Below are 21,195 nucleotides of genomic sequence, written 5' to 3' on the forward strand. Positions count from 1 at the left end.
TCCAGCACCGGTTGCAGGCCGCTGGAAAGGAAAAGATGGTCATCCGCATCGCTCTCGCCAGAAAGCTGCTCGTCATTCTCAATGCAAAAGCACGCGACGCGCGAACCGAGTTCGCAAATGCAACTTGACACCTCAGATAGTCGCTCATCCGTCGCCTTTGGCGACACCTTCTCCCACAAGGGGAGAAGGGGGAGAGCTAAATCAAAAACACCTTCCCCTTCATTGTCGCCGGCACCTCCACGCCGAGCCGGCTCAGCACCGTCGGCGCGAGCTGCAGCTGGTCGAGCAGCGCGTCGGCTTCTGGACCCTTCGCCGGCCCGAAATAGTAGAGGGCGAAATCCTGCATCTCGTCGTCATGCCCGCCGTGATGGCCGCGGTCGGTCTGGCCGTGATCGGCGGTGACGATGACTTCATAGCCGGCTTCGCGCCAACCGGGCAGGAAGGCGGCGAGCATACCGTCCATCGCGTAGCAGGCATGATCCATCTCGTGGCAGTTGTGGCCGAAGCGATGGCCCATCGAGTCCAGCGTGCAGCTGTGCAGGATGCCGTAGTCGATGCCGTGGCGGCGGGTAAGCATGGTCAATGTCGCGAAAAGGTCGACATCGCTCGGCGTCATCTGGTTCTTGAGATTGTAGCCGGTCATGGTGTGGAAGCGGCCATGCGTGATCGGCCCGCCAGGCTCGTCGAATTCCATGTCCTCGACGAGATCGAATGGATAGGAGCGGAAGAATTCCGACCAGTAGGAATGCGTCACCGCCCCGGTCCTGCCGCCGGCCTTGCTGACCTCCGAGAAGATATCGGGCTGCCTGACCCGGAACCGGTTCTCGTTGGAGAGGATGCCATGAACCTGCGGCGTGACCCCGGTATGGATCGAGGCGTAGCAGCAGGCCGATGTTGACGGCAGCACGGAGCGCATTCTCCAAACTTGCGCCTCACCAGACTGTACCCAGCCTTCGAGATTGCCCATGAGCCGGCGCCAGTTCCGGTAGGGCACGCCGTCAAGGATGATGAGCAGCAATTTGGATTTAAGCGCCACGGGCAATTCCATGCGGTCTGGCGGGAGAGATCGGCGGGCTTGACCGGTCCGGCCAAGTCCGAGAAGTGCAGCGAAGAGCTAGCCAGCTTAGTTGCCGGCGCTTTCCATGCGCCGGCCGGCAATCGCCTTCTCCAGCCAGCCGATCTCCATTTCGGGGACGGAGGACAAGAGAAGGTCGGTATAGGCATCGAAGGGCGGCGCCAGCACCTTGCTCTTGGAGCCGTAGCGAACGACCTCGCCGCGATACATGACCGCGATCGAATCGGCGATCGACTTCACTGTCGCGAGATCGTGGGTGATGAAGAGATAGGCCACTTTCTCGATCTGCTGCAGGTTGAGCAGCAGCTTGAGGATGCCGTGGGCGACCAGCGGATCGAGCGCCGAGGTCACCTCATCGCAGATGATCAGCTTCGGCTTGGCGGCGAGCGAACGGGCGATGCAGACGCGCTGCTTCTGGCCGCCGGAAAGCTCGGCCGGATAGCGGTCGATGAAGCCCTTGCCCATCTCGATCTGGTCGAGCAGCTCGGCGACGCGCTTGTCGCGCTCGCGGCCTCTTATGCCGAAATAGAACTCGAGCGGCCGGCCGATGATCGTTCCCACGGTCTGGCGCGGGTTCATCGCGACATCGGCCATCTGGTAAATCATCTGCAGCTGGCGCAGATCCTCCTTCGGCCGGTCGGCGAGCCTGTTGCCAAGCGTTCGGCCGTCGAAGAAGACGCAGCCCTGCTCGGGCGGCAGGAGGCCGGTGATGGCGCGCGCCAGCGTCGATTTGCCGGAACCGCTCTCGCCGACGACGGCTAGCGTCTGGCCCGGGTAGATGTCGACCGAGACGTTCTTCAGCACCTTGACGAGACCGCCGCCATAGGCGGCCGTCACGTTCTTCACCGACAGCATTGGTGTGGTGCCGGGCTGCTGTTCGTTGTGCTCGATCTCATGCACCGAGACCAGCGCGTTGGTGTATTCCTGGCGCGGCTCCTTGATGATCTGGCGGGTACCGCCCCATTCGACCAGCCGGCCATGGCGCAGCACCATGATCTCGTCCGCTACTTGCGCCACCACGGCGAGGTCGTGGGTGATGTATAAAGCCGCCACATGGGTATCGCGGATTGCGTCCTTGATCGCCGCCAGCACATCGATCTGCGTCGTCACGTCGAGCGCCGTGGTCGGCTCGTCGAAGACGATCAGGTCGGGCTCGGAGCAAAGCGCCATCGCCGTCATGACGCGCTGCAACTGGCCGCCGGAGACCTGGTGCGGGAAGCGCTCACCGATCGTTTCCGGATTGGGCAGGCTGAGCTTCTTGAACAGCGCGACGGCTCGCTTCTCGGCCTCGGCCCGGGTTGCCGTGCCGTGCAGAAGCGTCGCCTCCACCACCTGGTCCATCAGCCGGTGCGCCGGATTGAAGGCCGCCGCCGCCGACTGGGCAACATAGCACACTTCGCGGCCGCGCAGCTTGCGCAAGCCCTCCTTGCCGCCCTTCAGTATATCGCGGCCGTTGAGGATCACCTCGCCGCCGGTAATGCGCACGCCGCCTCGGCCATAGCCCATGGAGGACAGGCCGATCGTCGACTTGCCGGCGCCGGATTCGCCGATCAAGCCGAGCACCTTGCCCTTCTCCAGCGTCAGCGAGACATCATGGACAAGGGTGATGGTCTTCGGCGCCTCGCCGGGCGGGTAGACGGTCGCCTCGATGCGCAGATTGCGGATGTCGAGGAGTCGGCCGGAATTTGCTTTGCTGTCAGCCATCACCCGCGCCCTCCCTTCAGGCTGGTCGTGCGGTTGAGCACCCAGTCGGCGACAAGATTGACCGAGATCGCCAGAGCCGCGATCGCTGCCGCCGGGATGAGCGCCGCCGGGATGCCGAAGACGATGCCGTCCTTGTTCTCCTTCACCATGCCGCCCCAGTCGGCGTCCGGCGGCTGCACTCCGAGGCCGAGGAAGGAGAGCGTCGACAGGAAAAGCACCGCATAGATGAAGCGCAGGCCGAGTTCCGAGACCAGCGGCGACAGCGCGTTCGGCAGAATCTCGCGGAAAATGATCCAGCCGCTGCCTTCGCCGCGCAGTTTCGCGGCCTCGACATAGTCCATGACGTTGATGTCGACCGCCACCGCGCGCGACAAGCGGTAGACGCGGGTCGAATCGAGGATGCCCATCACCAGGATCAGCGTCACCAGGTTGGACGGCAGCACCGACAGGACGACCAGGCCCATGATCAGCGTCGGGATCGACATCAGCAGGTCGACGAGGCGCGACAGCATCGTGTCGAACCAGCCGCCGAACACCGCCGCCGAAAAGCCCAGAATGGCGCCGAGCGAAAAGGACAGCGCGGTGGCCAGCACGGCGATGAACAGCGTGATGCGGGCGCCATAGATCATGCGGGACAGGAGATCGCGGCCGAGATTGTCGGTGCCCAACAGGTGCACCGATGACATCGGTTCCCAAGGGACGTCGCTGACGATCTCGGCATTGCCGTGCGGGGCGATCCATGGCGCCAAGACCGCCGCCAGCACGAACAGCGTCGTCAGCACAATGCCGATCAGCGCCGCGACAGGAGTGCGTCTGATATCGAGCATACCGGCGCCCCCTACTTCGGATGCCTGAGCCGCGGATTGGCGACGATCGCCGCAATGTCCGCGATGATGTTGAGGGCGATATAGACGGCCGCAAAGATCAGGCCGACCGCCTGGACGACGGGAACGTCACGCTTGGTGACATGGTCGACGAGATATTGCCCCATGCCCGGATAGACGAAGATCACCTCGACCACGACGACGCCGACCACGAGATAGGCGAGGTTCAGCATGACGACATTGATGATCGGCGCGATCGCGTTCGGGAAGGCATGCTTGCGGATGACCGCGAAAGCCGAAAGCCCCTTGAGTTCCGCCGTCTCGACATAGGCCGATTGCATGACGTTGAGGATGGCCGCTCGCGTCATGCGCATCATGTGGGCCAGCACCACCAGCGTCAGCGCCGCCGCCGGCAGCGCGATCGCCTGCAAGCGCTCGCCTAACGACATTCCGTCATAGACGGTCGAGATGGCGGGAAACCATTGATGCTCGACCGCGAAGTAGAAGACCAGCAGGTAGCCGATGAAGAATTCCGGGAACGAGGTCGAGGCGAGCGCCACGCCGGAGATCATCTTGTCGACCCAGCCATTGCGGTAGCGCACCGCGATCAGGCCAAGCGTGATCGCCAGCGGAATGGCCACGATTGCCGCCCAGAAGGCCAGGAACAAGGTGTTCCACAGCCGTTCCTTGATCGATGTCGCGATGTCCTGGCCGCTCGACATCGCCGTGCCGAGATCGCCGGTGAGCACGCCGCCCAGCCAGTGGAAGTAGCGGATATAGGCAGGCTGATTGAGTCCGAGCTGTTCGCGCAGATTGGCGAGCGACTCCGGCGTCGCCGATTGTCCGAGGATGGCTTGGGCGACGTCGCCGGGCAGGATCTGCGTGCCGGCGAAGATCAGGACCGAAACGGCCAGCAGAAGGAGGATGCCCAGCGCAACGCGCTGGGCCACCAGTTTCACGACGGGTGAGGACATCTCCGCAAGGCCGGACCTTAGGCTTCCATCCAGCACTTCGCCAAGGCGTAGCCGTTCATCAGCTCCTGATGCGGATCGTCCACCCAGCCACCGACCTTGGGACCAGTTGCGTCGATGAACTGGTTGAACATCGGCAGGATCAAGCCGCCCTCGTCACGCACCATCACAGCCATGTCATGGTACATCTGCTTGCGCTTGGCCTCGTCGAGCTCGGCGCGCGCCGCCAGCACCATCTTGTCGAAGTCCGGCCGCTTGAACCGCGTGTCGTTCCAGTCGGCGCTCGACAGGTAGGCGGTCGAGTACATTTGGTCCTGCGTCGAGCGGCCGCCCCAATAGGAAGCGCAGAAGGGCTGCTTGTTCCAGACTTCGTTCCAGTAGCCGTCGCCGGGCTCGCGCTTGATTTCCAGCTTGATGCCGGCCTTGGCCGCGCTCTGCTGATAGAGCTGCGCGGCATCGACCGCGCCGGGGAAGGCGACGTCCGACGTCCTGAGCAGCACGGCGCCGTCGTGACCCGACTTCTTGTAGTGGAACTTGGCCTTGTCGGGATCGTATTTGCGCTGCTCGATCTCTGTGAACAGCGGGTAGGAGGCGTTGATCGGGAAGTCGTTGCCGAGCGAGCCGTAGCCGCGCAGCACCTTGTTCAGCATCTCTTCGCGGTTGATCGCCAGCTTCAGCGCCATCCTGAGGTCGTTGTTGTCGAACGGCGCCGTGTTGCAATGCATGATGAACACGTAGTGGCCGGGACCGGAGTGGTTGCGGATGGTGACGCCCCGCACGCGCTTGATCAGGTCGACGATCTTCGGCTCGACGCGGTTGATCATGTTGACCTGACCGCCCTGCAGGGCCGCCGTGCGCGCCGTCGCGTCGTTGATGACGACGACTTCGACCTGGTCGGCATGGCCCATCTTGTCGCCCTGCCAGTAGTTGGCGAAGCGTTCGCCGACATGGCGCACGCCGGGCTCGTTGACCTTGACCTTGTAAGGGCCGGCGCTGATGCCGGCGTCGGGTTTGTCCTTGCCGCCATTCGGCTGGACGATCAGGTGATAGTCGCTGAGCAGATAGGGAAGGTCGGCGTTGGCTTCCTTGAGGGTCAGCACCACTTCCTTGCCGTTGACCTTGATGGTCTCGATGCCCTTCATGTAGCCGAGCGCGCCGGACTTCGACTTCTCGTCCGAATGGCGCTCCAGCGTGGCGGCCACGTCCTGGGCGGTCACCGTCTTGCCGTTGTGGAATTCGATGCCGTCGCGGATCTTGAGCGTCCAGACCTTGGCGTCGTCGGAAGAGCCGATTTCCTCGGCGATGCGGTTCTCGAGCTTGCCGTCGGGCGACAGCTCGACGATCATTTCGCCCCAGCACTTGCCGAAGGCGAAGGGCACCTGGGTCATCATCAGGGCCGGGTCGAGGCTGTTGGTGGATTCACCGCCCACTAGGCCGGCCTTCAGCGTGCCGCCCTTGACGGGGCCGGCAGCCCGGGCAGCGCTCGAAAGCAGCGAGTTGGCGAAGGGCGCGGTGACGCCGAGCGCGGCGGCGCGGCCAAGGAAGTCGCGGCGGCTGAGCTTTCCGGCAGCGACGCGCCGGCTGAGATAGTCGAGTTCGTTTGTCATTATGGGTTCCTCACTCTGATGGTACGACCATGTGGTCGGTTCTTGTTCTTGTGAGGGATAATGAGCGCAACGGAAAGCTGTAAGCAAGACCGAATGCGACATGCCGTGGCGTAAATGGCGCGTCGCATTTGGACCAATCTTGTCAGCGCTCACACGAGAGCGCGGGGAATCGTCTGTTTGAAATCGCGCTCGAACACCAGTTTTTCGCCCTCATAGGCCTCGATTCTGGCGCTGAGGATGAAGTCTTGCGCGTCCGAGCGCATCTCGGCGAAGGTCTCGGTCCGCACCGACCATTCATTTCGCGACAATGTCTGCGTCCAATTCGTGCTGCCCGTCGCCGACAGGGGATCGTCGGGTTGGATCGCCCATGTCTCCCTGACCATGCTGCCGTGGACCAGCCCGTGCTCCAGGTCGCGCACCTCGCCGAAATCGTCCGTTACGGCAAGCGTGACGACGCCGGTCTTTTCGTTGCGGTGGATATGCCGCTCGGAATTGGTCGGCCTGATCGTCTCGGTCGCCCAGGGCGTAGCCCCTTCCGGTTCGAGGAACGACACCTCGTCGGCCGTCGCCGGCGGGCGCAGCGGCAGCTTGAGCGTCGCGGCCGACAGTTCGAGCGTCGCCGGCTCCGGCGAAGGCCAGATCATCGGCCAGTAGGCGGTCGAGACGGCGACCCGCAGCCGGTGGCCGGCCGGCACCCGATAGGCGCACTGGTCGAGCACGACGCGTGCCGAGACCGTCTCGCCTGGCACCAGCGCTTCCGGGAACTCGTGCGAGTTGCGGTGGGTGAGGTTGAGCACGCCATAGGAGATCAGCTCCGAGGCGCCGTCCGGATGCACGTCGCAGAGACGCACCGCGAGGTTGGCCTGGCGGCGGTCCGAGGCAACCCGTACTTCGACTTCAGGCGCGCCGACGATGTCGATCGCCTCCTCGAGTTCGACCTGGTCGAAGCATACCGAAAGCGCGTCGTCGGAGCGCTGGTCGCCCGGCAGTTCCGGACCGAAGGTGAAGGGAAAATACTCGCCGCCGGCAAGCCCGCAAGTTTGCGGCGAGGCGACGATTGCCGGCCCGACGCCCTCGGGAATGAGCCCGGTTGCCTTGATCTTGATGTTGGGCGAGGGCCATTGCTGTTCCGCAATCCAGCGGCCTGGCCGTTCGGGATGCCAGCGGGCCGGACGCACGCTATCCATCACATAGGCGCGGTAGTCCGGGTCGGCCTCGACGCCGGTCGCCGCGCCCTTCAGCCAGCGGTCCCACCAGCGCAGCGCCTCCTGCAGGAAACCGATGGCCGGATTGGGTGCCGCGTAATGCGGATATTTGTGGATCCAGGGGCCGACGATGCCCTTCACCGGCGCCTGGATGTTGGTGACGAGATTGGAGATCGTGTTGCGGTAGCCGTCATGCCAACCGCCGATCGACAGCACTGCCGCCTTAACGGCCGAAAAGTCCTCGCAGATCGAGCCGCGTTTCCAGTAGGCATCGCGATGCTGGTGGCTGAGCCATAGCGGCGCGAGAAAAGGCTGGTTCTCCAGACGGCTCAGCCACAGATCGCGCCAGCGGTTGCCGCCGGCGATTTCCGGATCCGGCGGCCGCGACGAGTAGGAGAGCATCGTCGAGGCCCAGCCGAAATTCTCGAGCAGCAGGCAGCCGCCCTTGTAGTGAATGTCGTCGGCATAGCGGTCGACGGTCGAGCACAGGCTGATCACCGCCTTCAGCGCCGGCGGCTGCTTTGCCGCGACCTGCAGGCAGTTGAAGCCGCCCCAGGATATGCCCATCATGCCGACATTGCCGTTGCACCAGGGCTGCGCGGCCGCCCAGGCGATGACGTCGCAGGCGTCCTGCAATTCCTGCTCGGAATATTCGTCGTCCATCAGCCCTTCGGAATCGCCGTTGCCGCGCATGTCGACGCGGATCGAGGCATAGCCGTGTCCGGCGAAATAAGGATGCGTCAGCTGATCGCGGAAGATGGTGCCGTCGCGCTTGCGGTAGGGCAAATGCTCGAGGACCGCCGGCACCGGGTTGTCGCCGGCATCCTCAGGCATCCATATGCGCGCCGACAGCCGGCAGCCATCCGGCATGACGATGCCCATGTCGGGAAATTCGACGACCTTGCGGGGGAATTCTGCGACGGTTTTCATGCAAGGCACATGATGGAACCGTCGCCGAGGCGTCGTGGGCCAGCCGGCGAAATCGGCTGGTCAATAAGCGTCAGTTCAAAGCGTCAGTTCAGCGGAATGTCGTTGTCGGCCTTGCTCGCCTGGTATGTGCCGGACAGCGCGTCATAGCGTGCGGAGATCTTGGCAATGCGCGCCTCCAGCCGCCTGCGTTCCGCCTCGGGCAAAGCGCGCACCAGCCGGCGTATGGAAAAGCTCTTCCAATAGGCGTTCTCGGCGTTGTAGCCGCCGGGATCGAGTGTGAAGACCTCCTTCAGGATCTTCAGGTCATGCGGGATGGCGAAGCTGTCGCGCGAGTCCTCGTGGCTGAAGAGGTAGTAGAAATTGTCGAAGCCGGTCCAGGTGATCGCCGACAGGCACAGCGAGCAGGGCTCGTGCGTGGCCAGGAACAGCGCATCCCTGGTGTCGACGCGCTGGGCCCTGGGCATTTCGTAAAATCGCTTCAGGCAGTGCATTTCGCCATGCCAGAGCGGATTTTCGATCTCGTTGTTGGTTTCGGCAATCACCAGCGAGCGGTCGTCTTTCCGCAGGATGGCGGCGCCGAAGAGTTTGTTGCCATGGGCAACGCCTTCAGCGGTCTTCGGCACGATATCGTGCTCGATAACGTCGAGCAGGCGGTCGATCAGCGAAATGTCTGTCATCGGGAAAACTGGCGGCTTTCAGGGAAGATGGATCTCGTAAGGGTGCGAGAAATGGCACTCTTCGAGGTTGGAGCCGTCGCCGCCGCGGTCGACGATGAGGAAGTCCTGTTCCTCGCCGATCGGCGTCAGCACGCCGTGCCAGAGGTTGCGCCGGTAGTTGATGCCCTGCCCGGGCGCGGTGATGAAGGCGTGCGGCTCGCCTGGGCCGTCCTGAGTGTCATGGCAGACGACAACCAGGAATGGCCGCGGCGACAACGGAATGAAGGCCTGGCTGCCGAGCGGATGGCGCTCGACCATGGTCAGTTTCAGAGGCATCTCGTAGGGGGTGCCGCGCACCATCGAGATCAGCACCTTGGCATTCGGCCCGGTGGCCTCGGCAGTGGCGAGATCGTGGTAGCGCATCGCCTTGCCGCCATTGATCGGGTAGCGGTTCTCGCCGCCCATATCGATCACGTCGCCAAACGGCGCGAAGTTTTCGCGTGTCAGCGGCTGGGCCACGATTTGGGTCACCGCGCGCGAGCCCCAAGCGCGCCGCCAAGCTTGGCGTGCCGGTTGACGTCCTTGTATAGCAGGTAGCGGAAATTCCCGGGACCGCCGGCGTAGCAGGCCTGCGGGCAAAAGGCGCGCAGCCACATGAAGTCGCCGGCCTCGACCTCGACCCAGTCCTGATTGAGGCGATAGACTGCCTTGCCTTCGAGCACATAGAGCCCATGCTCCATGACATGGGTCTCGGCGAAGGGGATGACCGCGCCGGGTTTGAGCGTGACGATGGTGACATGCATATCGTGGCGCATGTCGGCCGGGTCGACGAAGCGCGTCGTCGCCCAGTGGCCTCCCGTGCCGGGCATCGGGCTCGGCTCGACCTCCTTGTCGCTGCTGAAGAAGGCTTCCGGAACGTCGAGGCCGTCGACCGCCTCATAGGCCTTGCGGACCCAGTGGAAGCGGACCGCACCGCTGCTCTCATTGCGCACCGTCCAGCCGCTGCCCGGCGAGAGGAAGGCGAAGCCGCCTGGGCGAAGCACATGGTTCTTGCCGGCAAGCGAGACCGTAAGCTCGCCCTCGACCACGAACAGCACGCCCTCGGCTTCGGGGTCGAGCTCAGGCCGGTCGCTGCCGCCGCCGGGCAGGACCTCGACGATGTACTGCGAAAAGGTCTCGGCGAAACCCGAAAGCGGTCTTGCGATGATCCAGGCCCTCGTCTTGTCCCAGAACGGCAGCGGGCTGGTGACGATGTCCTGCATCACGCCCTTGGGGATCACCGCATAGGCTTCGGTGAAGACGGCGCGGCCGGTCAACAGCTCGTGCTGACCGGGATGGCCGCCATGCGGCGCGTAATAGGTTCGCTCGGCCATGTTCATCCTGTCCATGTGTTGAAGCCTATTTTGGAAGCATGTCTTTGAGCCGAAGCAGCGCGATGCGCTCGACTTGTTTGCACGCGGTGTCGAATTCATTGCTGCGGCTGTTGCCGATGCGCGCCTCGAACTCCGCCAGGATCTGGTCCTTGGTCTTGCCCTTGACCGCGATGATGAAGGGAAAGCCGAAGGTCGTGACATAGGCGGCGTTGAGCTTCGAAAACAGCTCGCGCTCCTTGTCGGTCAGCGCGTCGAGCCCGGCGGAGGCCTGTTCCTTGGCCGATTCCGCCGTCAGCCCCTTGGCCGCCGCCAGCTTGCCGGCGAGGTCGGGATGGGCGTTGAGCACGGAAAGCCGCTCGGCTTCGGTCGCCGCGCGGAAGACGCGGCAGAGCGCGTTGTGCAGGCCGCCGGCGCTGTCATGGGCCGGGCCGAGCTCCAGCTCGTAGGCCCGCTCGGCGATCCACGGCGAATGCTCGAACACCCCGCCGAAGGCATGCACGAATTCCTCGAATTCCATCCGGGACGGGCGCAGCGCCGGCGCCTGGTAGGGGTGCGTCTCGCGCCAGTGTTTGGCGATATCGATGCGCCGGGTCAGCCACACCTTGTCATGCGACTTCACATAGTCGACGAAGCGCTTCAGCGCCGCCACGCGGCCCGGACGGCCGACCAGCCGGCAATGCAGGCCGATGTTCATCATGCGCGGCCGCCCCGCCTTGCCCTCCGCATAGAGCGTGTCGAAACTGTCCTTCAGATAGGCGAAGAACTGGTCGCCCGAATTGAAGCCCTGCGGCGTGGCAAAGCGCATGTCGTTGGCGTCGAGCGTGTAGGGGATGATGAGCTGCGGCTTCTCCAGACCACCCCGGTCGAACCAGTAGGGCAATTCGTCGTCATATGTGTCGGAGACGTAATCGAAGCCGCCTTCCTCGGCGACGAGTCGCACCGTGTTGACCGAAGTGCGGCCGGTGTACCAGCCGGTCGGCCGCGCGCCGGTCACTTCGTAATGCAGACGGATCGTCTCTTCGAGGTCGCGTCGCTCGTCCTCCGCGCTATGGTCGCGGTAGTCGATCCATTTCAGCCCGTGCGAGGCGATCTCCCAGCCGGCCTCCTGCATCGCTGCGACCTGATCGGGGGAGCGTGCCAGCGCCGTGGCGACGCCGTAGCAGGTCACCGGCACCTCAGCTTGCGTGAACAGCCGGTAGAGCCGCCAGAAGCCGGCGCGGGCGCCGTATTCATAGATCGATTCCATGTTCCAGTGGCGCTGGCCGAGCCAGGGGGCGGCGCCGACGATCTCGGACAGGAAGGCTTCGGAAGCCTTGTCGCCGTGCAGCACGCAGTTCTCGCCGCCTTCTTCGTAATTGACGACGAACTGCACCGCGACATAGGCGCCGCCGGGCCATTTCGGGTCTGGCGGATTGGCTCCGTAACCGCGCATGTCCCGTTCGTAACGCATGATCGCTCCTGCCCGACTGTTGAGATGAAGATATCGAAAGGAGTGCTCGTGCATTCCCCCGAAAATTTTTGAAAGTGCTTTTTGCCGCACTCCGCTCGACCGGGGCTTATGCATCGCGTTTAATTGGCGCACAATTGACCTGAAAACGTTCGACTACTTGGGATGGGAGGCGGCCAGTGGCAGAAACGTCGAAAGCCGATGGCGGGCGTCTGACGACCCATGTCCTCGATACCGCGACCGGCAGGCCGGCAAAGGGCCTTTCGATCGGGCTTTTCCGCCTCGAAGGCCAGGCCCGCACGCATTTGAAGACCGTCACCACCAATGATGACGGCCGCTGCGACGCGCCGTTGCTTGCCGGCGCCGACTTCCGCACCGGCGAGTACGAGCTGGTCTTCGCTGCCGGCGATTATCTGCGCGGGCAGGGCGCCAGCCTGCCGGAGCCGGCTTTCCTCGACACCGTGCCGATCCGCTTCGGCATGGCGGAGGAGCGGCATTATCATGTGCCGCTCTTGATCTCGCCCTACGGCTACTCGACCTATCGCGGGAGCTGAGACATGGCCGACAAGGCCCGTAACCAGATACGCTTCATCCTGAACGGCGACGATGTCGCGCTGAACGACATCGCCCCCGACGCGACCCTGCTCGACTGGCTGCGGTTGAACCGCTCGCTGCGCGGCACCAAGGAAGGCTGCGCCGAGGGCGATTGCGGCGCCTGCACGGTGCTGGTCGGCAAGCTGTCGGTCGAGGGCCTGGTCTATGAAAGCGTCAATGCTTGCATCCGCTTCATGGGCTCGCTCGACGGCACGCATGTCGTCACCGTTGAGCACCTGCGCGGCAATGGCGAACAGCTTCACCCCGTGCAGCAGGCGATGGTCGATTTCCATGGCTCGCAATGCGGCTTCTGCACGCCCGGTTTCGTCATGTCACTCTATGCGCTCTGGATGAAGACGCCCAATCCGTCCGACGCGGCGATCGAAAAGGCGCTGCAGGGCAATCTCTGCCGCTGTACCGGCTACGAGGCGATCATGCGCGCGGCGCGCGCCATATCAAGCTACGGCAAGGCGGCGAAGGACCCGCTGGCAGTGGAGCGCAAGGATATCACCGCACGGCTGGGAGCGCTGCGCGACGGCGCCAGGGTCGAGGTCGGTTCGGGTAGGCAGCGGCTGATCGTGCCGGCTGACGTCGACGATTTCGCCATGGTGCTCGAGAAGGAGCCTGGCGCCACCATCGTTGCCGGCTCGACCGATGTCGGGCTGTGGGTCACCAAGCATATGCGCGACATCTCGCCGGCTATCTTCATCGGCGGCCTCGACGGCTTGCGCATGATCTCGGAGACCGATGGCGTGATTACGATCGGCGCCGGCGTGACTTACAGCGAAGCCTTCGCAACGCTTTCCCGGCGTATCCCGGCCTTGGGACCGCTGGTCGACCGCATCGGCGGCGAGCAGGTGCGCAACATGGGCACCATCGGCGGCAACATCGCCAACGGCTCTCCGATCGGCGACACGCCGCCGCCGCTGATCGCGCTCGGCGCGCGGCTCACGCTCCGCAAGGGCAATGCCCGACGCACGATCCCGCTCGAAACCTTCTTCATTGCCTATGGCAAGCAGGATCGGCAGCCCGGCGAATTCGTCGAGGCCGTCCATGTGCCCGTGCCGGCAGAGGGCACGAAATTTGCCGTCTACAAGGTCACCAAGCGCCGCGACGAGGACATTACCGCTACCCTCGGCGCCTTCTATCTGACCGAGGCCAAGAACGGCACCGTGGCGGATATCCGTATCGCCTATGGCGGCATGGCGCCGACGCCGAAGCGGGCGACTGCGGTTGAAACCGCCCTTATCGGCAAAGTCTGGAGCGAAGCGAGTGTCGAGTCCGCGATGGCCGAATACGCCAGCGACTTCACGCCAATTACCGATATGCGTGCAACCGCCGAGTATCGGGCGCTGGCGGCGAAGAATCTTTTGCTGCGCTTTTATGTCGAAACCACCGGCACCAGGGCGCCGTTCCAAGTGACCCGCAACGAGGCGGCCTGATGGACAAGCACGCCACTCCCAACCTCAAGGCCGAAAAAATCGTCGGCGGCGTCGCCACCGAGCAGCGGCACGATTCCGCGCACAAGCATGTCAGCGGCGCCGCCGTCTATATCGACGACATGCCTGAGCCTGCCGGCACGCTGCATGTCGGCCTTGGCCTCGCCAAGGTCGCGCACGGCACGCTGAAGAGCATTGATCTGTCGGCGGTGCGCGCAGCGCCAGGCGTCGTCGATGTGCTGACCTGTGCCGACGTGCCCGGCGACAACGACGTCTCGCCGAGCAACATGCATGACGATCCGGTGCTCGCCGAGCACAAGGTGCACTTCTACGGCCAGCCGATCTTCGCCGTGATAGCCGAGACACGCGAGGCGGCGCGCCGCGCGGCACGCCTGGCTAGGATCGAATATGACGAGCTTCCGGCTGTGATCGACATCTGGGACCTCGACCCGGTCAAGGACAAGCAGGTCACCACGCCGCTGATCCTGAAGCGCGGCGATGCGGCCGCGGCGATTGCGGCGGCACCCCGCCGCATCAAGAACCGCATGTGGCTTGGCGGCCAGGACCATTTCTACCTCGAGGGCCAGGTCTCGCTGGCGATCCCCGGTGAGGACGACGAGGTGATCGTCTATTGCTCGACGCAGGGGCCGAGCGAGACGCAGCATCTGGTTGCGCATGCGCTCGGCGTGCCGAGCCATGCGGTGACGGTGGAAGTGCGCCGCATGGGCGGCGGCTTCGGCGGCAAGGAGACGCAGGCCAACCAATGCGCGGCCATAGCCGCCATCGCGGCCAAGAAGCTGGGGCGCGCGGTGAAGATCAGGCTCGACCGCGACGAGGACATAACCGCCACAGGCAAGCGGCATGATTTTGCCATCGACTACGAGGTCGGCTTCGACGACGAGGGCAACATCCTCGGCGTCGATTTCACCTATGCCCTGCGCTGCGGCTTCTCCGCCGACCTGTCCGGTCCGGTCGGCGACCGGGCGCTCTTCCATTGCGACAACGCTTACTTCTATCCGGCGGTGCACGCGAAATCGGCGCCGCTTTTCACCAACACGGTCTCGAACACCGCTTTCCGCGGCTTTGGCGGCCCGCAAGGCATGGTCGGCGCGGAGCGCGTCATCGACGAAGTGGCCTTCGCGGTCGGCAAGGATCCGCTCGAAATCCGCAAGCTCAATTTTTATGACCCGATGGATGCGATCGGCGAACGCTGCCTCACGCCCTATCACCAGAAGGTCGAGGACAACATCATCCACCGCATCGTCGCTGAGCTGGAGGAAAGCGCCAATTACGCGCGGCGGCGGCGCGAGATCAGCGCCTTCAACAACAACAGCCGCTTCATCAAGCGCGGCCTGGCGCTGACTCCGGTCAAGTTCGGCATTTCCTTCACAAAGACCGAGGCCAACCAGGCCGGCGCCCTGGTGCATGTCTATGCAGACGGCTCGGTGCATATGAACCATGGCGGCACCGAAATGGGCCAGGGCCTGCATCTCAAGGTGGCGCAGGTCGTCGCCGAGGAATTCCAGATCGATCTCGACCGGGTCAAGATCACCGCCACCACCACAGCCAAGGTGCCGAACACCTCGCCGACGGCGGCATCTTCCGGCGCCGACCTCAACGGCATGGCGGCGCAGGATGCCGCTCGGCAGATCCGCAAGCGGCTGACGGATTTCGCGGCCGAAAAATACCAGGTGCCGATCGACCAGGTCGTGTTTCTGCCCAACCGGGTGCGCATCGGCAACCAGGAAATCGCCTTCAACGATCTGGTCAAGCAAGCCTACATGAACCGCGTCCAGCTCTCGGCGGCTGGCTTCTACAAAACGCCGAAGATCCACTGGGACCGCAGCAAGGGCCGCGGCCATGCCTTCTACTACTACGCCTATGGCGCGGCCTGCTCGGAAGTCTCGGTCGACACGCTGACCGGCGAATATGTCGTCGAGCGCACCGACATCCTGCACGATGCCGGCCGCTCGCTGAACCGCGCGATCGACCTCGGCCAGGTCGAGGGCGGCTTCATCCAGGGCATGGGCTGGCTGACGACGGAAGAGCTTTGGTGGGACAACGGCGGCCGGCTGCGCACGCATGCGCCGTCGACCTACAAGATCCCGCTCGCTTCCGACCGGCCAAAAATCTTCAACGTCAAGCTGACCGACTGGTCGTCGGCCTACGAGCCGACCATCCATCGCTCCAAGGCGGTCGGCGAGCCGCCGCTGCCGCACGGCATGTCGGTGCTGCATGCGCTCTCCGACGCGGTGGCGAGTGTCGCCGATCACAGGATCTGCCCGCGCCTCGATGCCCCGGCGACGCCGGAACGGGTGCTGATGGCGATCGAAAGGCTGAAGCGGGAAGCCGCAAAGCCGGCCTGAACCGGCCAAAACGTGCAATTCGAGGCGCGAAACGCTATATTTCCTGGGTGGAAATGCAGACGATGAACTCGAAAGTGCAAAGCCTGAAGGCGTTTCTCGGCCAGGCAGGCCGGGCCGCGCTCGTCGAGGTCGCGGCCACCAAGGGCTCGACCCCGCGCGAAGCCGGCGCCTTCATGCTCGTCTCACCATCGGCGATTTTCGGCACCATCGGCGGCGGCCAGCTTGAATTCATGGCGATCGACAAGGCGCGACAGATGCTTTTCTCCCCCATTGAGGGCGCGATGGCCGTGAAGCGGCCAGAGTGGGTGCGCTCAGAAGGCACCACGACAGCGCCGAGCACTGCGCCGGCGACCCCACCTGACGGCTTGGCCGCCACCCTCCCCTCGAGGGGAAGGGAAGCCCGCATTGAGGTCGACGAAACCTGCGCGACCCTGGATGTTCCACTGGGTCCTGAAATCGGCCAATGCTGCGGCGGCCGCGTCGAGGTGCTGATCCGCTTGGTTGACGCTAAGATCGAACAGGAACTGGTCGCCAAGGCCGAGGCCGAGGAGGCGCATCTGCCGCATGTCTATGTCTTTGGCGGCGGCCATGTCGGCCAGGCGCTGGCCGCGTCGTTGGCGCTGCTGCCCATTCATGTGGAGGTCGTCGAGACGCGGGCCGATGCGCTGGAAGGCATGCCGGAAACGGTTGAGACGCGGCTGACGCCGATGCCCGAAGCGGTGGTGCGCGAAGCCCGGGCGGGATCGGCCTTCGCCATCCTCACCCATGACCATGCGCTCGATTTCCTGATCGTCGCCGAGGCGCTGAAGCGCGACGACGCCGCCTATGTCGGCATGATCGGCTCGAAGACCAAGAAGGCGACGTTCAAGAACTGGTTCCTGAAGTCGGACGAGGGCAGCGAGGCCCAGTTCAACCGCCTCGTCTCGCCGATCGGCGGCAATGCCGTGAAGGACAAGCGCCCGCCGGTGATCGCCGCGCTCGCCGCCGCCGAAATCATGACGGCGCTGGTGTCGCATGCGGCCCAGGCTTCGGCCGCGCCCGAAAAGGCGATGGCCGGCTGATTCACCCGGCCATCGGAGGAACGCTGAGCCGGCTATTCCTTTTCCTGCGTATGCGCTTCGAGGAACCACAGCAATTTGTCGAGCGAACGCGAGTAGGCGGTAAAGATGTCGGCGGTGTCGGCATCGCCGGCGTCGTCCGCCTCGTCGATCGCCTCACGCGCCAGCCTGGCAGCCGTGGCATAACGGTCGATCAGCGCCGCCAGATGATCCTTGGTCTTGTGGATGTCGGTCGGATAGGGCTGGAGCTTCGTTGCCCTCGACACGTCCTGCGAGGTGCCGTGCGCGGTGCCGCCGAGCTGCACGGCGCGTTCTGCGATGATGTCGACATGGCCGTCGATCTCCTCGCGGAATTCGTCGAGCATCTCATGGATGGCGATGAACTGCGGTCCCTTGACGTTCCAGTGCGCCTGCTTGGTGACCAGCGCCAGGTCGATGGCATCGGCAAGCCTGGCATTGAGAAGATCGATCGATTCCTTCTTGGCGTCGGATTTGAGGTCGTTCTTGGTGACAATGGCGTCCATGGTCGGCTCCTGTGGCGCTGGGTCGCTGCGAAAGCTGGGGACTGGTCTCGAAGGGCGGCCGTGCAGCCGCCAATCGCCAGAACGGGGACGGAGCGGGTTTCGTTCCGCATCGGATCGAGGGGCGCACAGCTGGCGAAGGTATGACTGATGCTCACAGCTGCTCGTCGCTTTCTTCGTTTCCCAAACCGGATTGAACCGGGTTTTCTGCACGCCTGACGAACACGAATGACGAACACGGGACGAGCGACATGGATGTTTTGCGCATAGCGGCGTTTTCGGACGGCAACAGCGGCGGCAACCCGGCCGGCGTGGTGATTGGCGAGGTTCTGCCCGACGCCGCAGACATGCAGCGCGTCGCTGCAGAGGTCGGCTTTTCCGAGACCGCCTTTGCCGCAAGTGAAGGGGAAGGCTGGCGTGTCCGCTACTTTTCGCCCGAATCGGAAGTGCCGTTCTGCGGCCACGCCACCATCGCGCTGGGCGCGGCGTTGGTCAGAAGGTTCGGCGACGGAATTTTCAAGCTGCTCCTGAACCAGGCCGCCATCACCGTCGAAGGGTTTCGCGACGGCGCCAACTTTGCCGCCGCCCTGCAGTCGCCGCCGACGCGCAGCCGGCCGGCCCCGTCGGAGCTGGCCGGCGAGACCCTGGCCATGTTCGGTTATCAGCCGGGCGATCTCGATCCCGCCATTCCGCCCGCGCTGATCCATGGCGGCGCCGACCATCTGGTGCTGGCCCTGAAGTCGCGCAGGGCGCTCGCCGCCATGGCCTATGACCTGAAACAGGGCCAGGCCCTGATGCGGCGCGAGGAACTGGTGACGATCCTGCTCGCCTATGCCGAAACGCCGCGTCTCTTCCACACGCGCAATCCCTTCGCTTCCGGCGGCGTCTATGAGGATCCGGCGACCGGCGCTGCCGCCGCCGCCTTTGCCGGCTATCTGCGCGACATTGGCTGGCCGCATGGCGGCGCGATCGACATCGTTCAGGGCGAGGATATGGGCATGCGCTCGCGGCTGCATGCCGATATTCCGCCCACGCCCGGCACCTCGATCCGGGTATCCGGCACGGCCCGCCTGATGGACGAAGACTGAGTGTGGTCACCCACGCGAAGGCGCGTGCCCGCCAGCCTACTTGCCGGCAAGAATGTCCTTGATCAGCCGCTGGCAGCGATCGGCCATGAAGTCGAGCAGCAGGCGGACCTTCGGATCCTGCAGCTTCTTGTGCGGATAGACGGCGGCGAACTGGACCGGCGTCGGCGGCGTCTTTGCCAGGATCACTCTCAGCCGCTGGTCGCGGATGAACGGCTCGACCTCGAAACGCGGCTTGTTGATGATGCCGCGACCCGACAGCGCCCAGCCTGTCAGCACATCGCCATCGTCCGTATCGTAGGGTCCATGCACCTCGAATTTCTGCGGACCGTTCGGCGTCTGCAGCGTCCAGACATATTCGCGCGTGCCGGAATAGCGCAGCATCAGGCAATCATGCTTCTTGCCGATCAGCTCCTGCGGCTCGACCGGCTCGCCGCGCGCCTCGAGGTATTTCGGCGCCGCCACCAGCACGCGCTCGCATTCCATGATGCCGCGCATCCGAAGGCTGGAATCCTCGATGATGCCAAGCCGGAAGGCGACGTCGATGCCTTCCTTCATGATGTCGACATTGTGGTCGGAGAGTCTCAGCCGCACCTCGATATCGGGGTATTTATCGTGGAAATCCGGAATGCCCGAGGCGATCAGCCGCCGGCCGAGGCCGAGCGGCGCCGTCACCTTGATCGTGCCGCGCGGCTGGCCGGAAAGTGCTGCGACCGCGGCCTCCGCCTCGGTGATCGCGTCCAGCACCTGCTTGGCGCCGGTGTAGAACACCGTGCCGTGCTCGGTCGGCATCAGCTGCCTTGTGGTGCGGTTGAACAGCCGCACGCCGAGATGCTTCTCCAACTCCTTGATGCGGTTGGAGGCGACCGCCGGCGAGATGCGCATGTCGCGCCCGGCCGCCGACAGATTGCCGAGCTCGACGACGCGGACGAAGACGGCGATATTGTCGAGATAGGCCATGCGACGGTCGTGGCTCTCAAATGGCTGCGTGGGACGACCCTAGTATTTTCCATTTTTTTTTGAAAGTCATCGCGCGCCCCGCCTCTTTTCGTTTGCGCTCCAGACCGTAAAGTCGCCTGATCGGCAGGGACGATTTCCCAGGGGCGACTCGATGATGGATTTTGCGATTTTCTGGGACTGGCTGAGCTTCGCCGTCCGCTGGCTGCATGTCATCACCGGCATCGCCTGGATCGGCTCGTCCTTCTATTTCGTCGCCCTCGATCTCGGGCTGCGCCAGCGTCCCGGCCTGCCCGCCGGCGCCTTCGGCGAGGAGTGGCAGGTGCATGGCGGCGGCTTCTACCACATCCAGAAATATCTGGTGGCGCCGGCGGAGATGCCGGAGCACCTGACCTGGTTCAAATGGGAATCCTACGCCACCTGGCTGTCGGGCTTCGCCATGCTTTGCGTGGTCTACTATGCCGGCGCCGACCTCTTCCTGATCGACCCCAACGTGCTCAACATCTCGGTGCCCGTCGGCATCCTCTTGTCGCTGGCAACGATCGGCGTCGGCTGGATCGTCTACGACCTGCTCTGCCGCTCGCCGCTCGGCAAAAGCGATACCGGCCTGATGCTGGTGCTCTACTGCGTGCTGGTCTTCATCGCCTGGGGGCTGACCCACCTCTTCACCGGCCGTGCCGCCTTCCTGCATCTCGGCGCCATCACCGCCACGATCATGTCGGCCAATGTCTTCATGGTCATCATCCCCAACCAGAAGATCGTCGTCGCCGACCTGATCGCCGGCCGCAAGCCGGACCCGAAATACGGCAAGATTGCCAAGCAGCGCTCGCTGCACAACAACTACCTGACCTTGCCGGTGCTGTTTCTGATGCTGTCGAACCACTACCCGCTGGCCTTCGGCACGCAGTTCAACTGGGTCATCGCCTCGCTGGTCTTCATCATCGGCGTGCTGATCCGGCACTATTTCAACACCGTGCACGCGAGGAAGGGCAACCCGACCTGGACCTGGCTGGGTGCCGCCGTGCTGTTCATGATCGTCATCTGGCTGTCGACCGTGCCCAAGGTGCTGACAGCGGAGCCCAAGACCTCCGCCGCATCCGCCGCTGCCCAGGTCTACATCGCCTCGGCGCATTTTCCGGCCGTGCGCGACACCGTGCTCGGCCGTTGCTCGATGTGCCATACCGAAGAGCCGGCCTATGAAGGAATCTACCATGCGCCGAAGGGCGTGTTGCTCGACACCGACGCGCGCATCGCCGATCATGCCCGGGAGATCTACCTCCAGGCCGGCCGCGCGCATGCCATGCCGCCCGCCAACGTCACTCAGATAACCGACCAGGAACGGGCCCTTTTGGTGGCCTGGTTCGAAGGCGCCGGAAAGTAAGC

18 protein-coding genes and 1 pseudogene are annotated in these 21,195 nt (G+C 64.2%); 7 read left to right on the forward strand and 12 right to left on the reverse strand.

All coding sequences use genetic code 11. The features are described from left to right. Positions 1 to 128, forward strand: a pseudogene (locus P9230_RS22600) (IS110 family transposase); the annotation flags it as partial. A gap of 68 nt (positions 129 to 196) precedes the next feature. On the opposite strand, the gene P9230_RS22605 reads toward P9230_RS22600, so the two are convergent. The 10 genes from P9230_RS22605 to puuE all read right to left on the reverse strand — a co-directional run bounded on the left by P9230_RS22605 (position 197) and on the right by puuE (position 11,795). Beyond that, entirely contained in the window at positions 197 to 1,036 is an 840-nt protein-coding gene (locus P9230_RS22605; protein ID WP_127247834.1) for an alkaline phosphatase family protein, read from the reverse strand. Between the two features lie 87 nt (positions 1,037 to 1,123). Continuing rightward, positions 1,124 to 2,779, reverse strand: coding sequence for an ABC transporter ATP-binding protein (locus P9230_RS22610; protein ID WP_278120820.1), 1,656 nt, complete (start codon positions 2,777 to 2,779; stop codon positions 1,124 to 1,126). Then, positions 2,779 to 3,606, reverse strand: coding sequence for an ABC transporter permease (locus P9230_RS22615; protein WP_066995982.1), 828 nt, complete (start codon positions 3,604 to 3,606; stop codon positions 2,779 to 2,781). Before P9230_RS22615 ends, P9230_RS22610 begins: the two co-directional genes overlap by 1 nt. 11 nt (positions 3,607 to 3,617) lie before the next feature. Further along, positions 3,618 to 4,577, reverse strand: a complete 960-nt coding sequence (locus P9230_RS22620; RefSeq protein WP_067324105.1) for an ABC transporter permease — start codon at positions 4,575 to 4,577, stop codon at positions 3,618 to 3,620. 17 nt (positions 4,578 to 4,594) lie between these two features. Then, positions 4,595 to 6,181 (reverse strand): ABC transporter substrate-binding protein, encoded by a 1,587-nt coding sequence (locus P9230_RS22625; protein WP_067324106.1) that lies wholly within the window; start codon positions 6,179 to 6,181, stop codon positions 4,595 to 4,597. A 149-nt stretch (positions 6,182 to 6,330) separates the two neighbouring features. Then, positions 6,331 to 8,316 (reverse strand): CocE/NonD family hydrolase, encoded by a 1,986-nt coding sequence (locus tag P9230_RS22630; protein WP_278120821.1) that lies wholly within the window; start codon positions 8,314 to 8,316, stop codon positions 6,331 to 6,333. Positions 8,317 to 8,399: 83 nt separating this feature from the next. Continuing rightward, positions 8,400 to 8,993 carry a nucleoside deaminase gene (locus P9230_RS22635; RefSeq protein WP_127247830.1) on the reverse strand — a complete coding sequence of 198 codons (594 nt, stop codon included), beginning with the start codon at positions 8,991 to 8,993 and terminating at the stop codon, positions 8,400 to 8,402. 18 nt (positions 8,994 to 9,011) lie between these two features. Further along, a complete protein-coding gene (locus P9230_RS22640) occupies positions 9,012 to 9,503 on the reverse strand; it encodes an ureidoglycolate lyase (RefSeq protein WP_127247829.1) in 492 nt (163 codons plus the stop codon). After that, on the reverse strand, positions 9,500 to 10,360 hold the full coding sequence (locus P9230_RS22645; RefSeq protein ID WP_127247827.1) for a bifunctional allantoicase/(S)-ureidoglycine aminohydrolase: 861 nt from the start codon (positions 10,358 to 10,360) through the stop codon (positions 9,500 to 9,502). Before P9230_RS22645 ends, P9230_RS22640 begins: the two co-directional genes overlap by 4 nt. A gap of 10 nt (positions 10,361 to 10,370) precedes the next feature. Then, positions 10,371 to 11,795, reverse strand: a complete 1,425-nt coding sequence (puuE, locus tag P9230_RS22650; protein WP_128203016.1) for an allantoinase PuuE — start codon at positions 11,793 to 11,795, stop codon at positions 10,371 to 10,373. A 176-nt stretch (positions 11,796 to 11,971) separates the two neighbouring features. Between puuE and uraH the strand changes: the two genes are divergently transcribed. The 4 genes from uraH (at position 11,972) to xdhC (ending at position 17,252) form a co-directional block, all read left to right on the forward strand. Further along, complete coding sequence (gene uraH / locus P9230_RS22655; protein ID WP_066995957.1) at positions 11,972 to 12,346, forward strand: hydroxyisourate hydrolase; 375 nt, start codon at positions 11,972 to 11,974, stop codon at positions 12,344 to 12,346. Positions 12,347 to 12,349: 3 nt separating this feature from the next. Further along, positions 12,350 to 13,828 (forward strand): xanthine dehydrogenase small subunit, encoded by a 1,479-nt coding sequence (gene xdhA / locus P9230_RS22660; RefSeq protein ID WP_278120822.1) that lies wholly within the window; start codon positions 12,350 to 12,352, stop codon positions 13,826 to 13,828. Continuing rightward, the gene (xdhB, locus tag P9230_RS22665) at positions 13,828 to 16,191 is read left to right on the forward strand and encodes a xanthine dehydrogenase molybdopterin binding subunit (RefSeq protein WP_278120823.1); all 2,364 of its coding nucleotides are present in this window, start codon (positions 13,828 to 13,830) and stop codon (positions 16,189 to 16,191) included. Before xdhA ends, xdhB begins: the two co-directional genes overlap by 1 nt. 62 nt (positions 16,192 to 16,253) lie before the next feature. After that, a complete protein-coding gene (xdhC, locus tag P9230_RS22670) occupies positions 16,254 to 17,252 on the forward strand; it encodes a xanthine dehydrogenase accessory protein XdhC (RefSeq protein ID WP_278120824.1) in 999 nt (332 codons plus the stop codon). A gap of 32 nt (positions 17,253 to 17,284) precedes the next feature. Here the strand turns inward: xdhC and dps are convergent, their stop codons facing one another. Then, the gene (dps, locus tag P9230_RS22675) at positions 17,285 to 17,773 is read right to left on the reverse strand and encodes a DNA starvation/stationary phase protection protein Dps (RefSeq protein ID WP_066995949.1); all 489 of its coding nucleotides are present in this window, start codon (positions 17,771 to 17,773) and stop codon (positions 17,285 to 17,287) included. 248 nt (positions 17,774 to 18,021) lie between these two features. Between dps and P9230_RS22680 the strand changes: the two genes are divergently transcribed. After that, positions 18,022 to 18,858 (forward strand): PhzF family phenazine biosynthesis protein, encoded by an 837-nt coding sequence (locus P9230_RS22680; RefSeq protein WP_278054884.1) that lies wholly within the window; start codon positions 18,022 to 18,024, stop codon positions 18,856 to 18,858. Between the two features lie 36 nt (positions 18,859 to 18,894). Here the strand turns inward: P9230_RS22680 and P9230_RS22685 are convergent, their stop codons facing one another. Beyond that, on the reverse strand, positions 18,895 to 19,815 hold the full coding sequence (locus tag P9230_RS22685) for a LysR family transcriptional regulator (protein ID WP_066995946.1): 921 nt from the start codon (positions 19,813 to 19,815) through the stop codon (positions 18,895 to 18,897). 151 nt (positions 19,816 to 19,966) lie between these two features. Between P9230_RS22685 and P9230_RS22690 the strand changes: the two genes are divergently transcribed. Then, positions 19,967 to 21,193 carry a urate hydroxylase PuuD gene (locus tag P9230_RS22690; protein WP_067324124.1) on the forward strand — a complete coding sequence of 409 codons (1,227 nt, stop codon included), beginning with the start codon at positions 19,967 to 19,969 and terminating at the stop codon, positions 21,191 to 21,193. The last annotated feature ends 2 nt before the right edge of the window (positions 21,194 to 21,195 follow it).

This window comes from Mesorhizobium sp. WSM4887 (genome assembly GCF_029625865.1).
GTDB lineage: Bacteria > Pseudomonadota > Alphaproteobacteria > Rhizobiales > Rhizobiaceae > Mesorhizobium.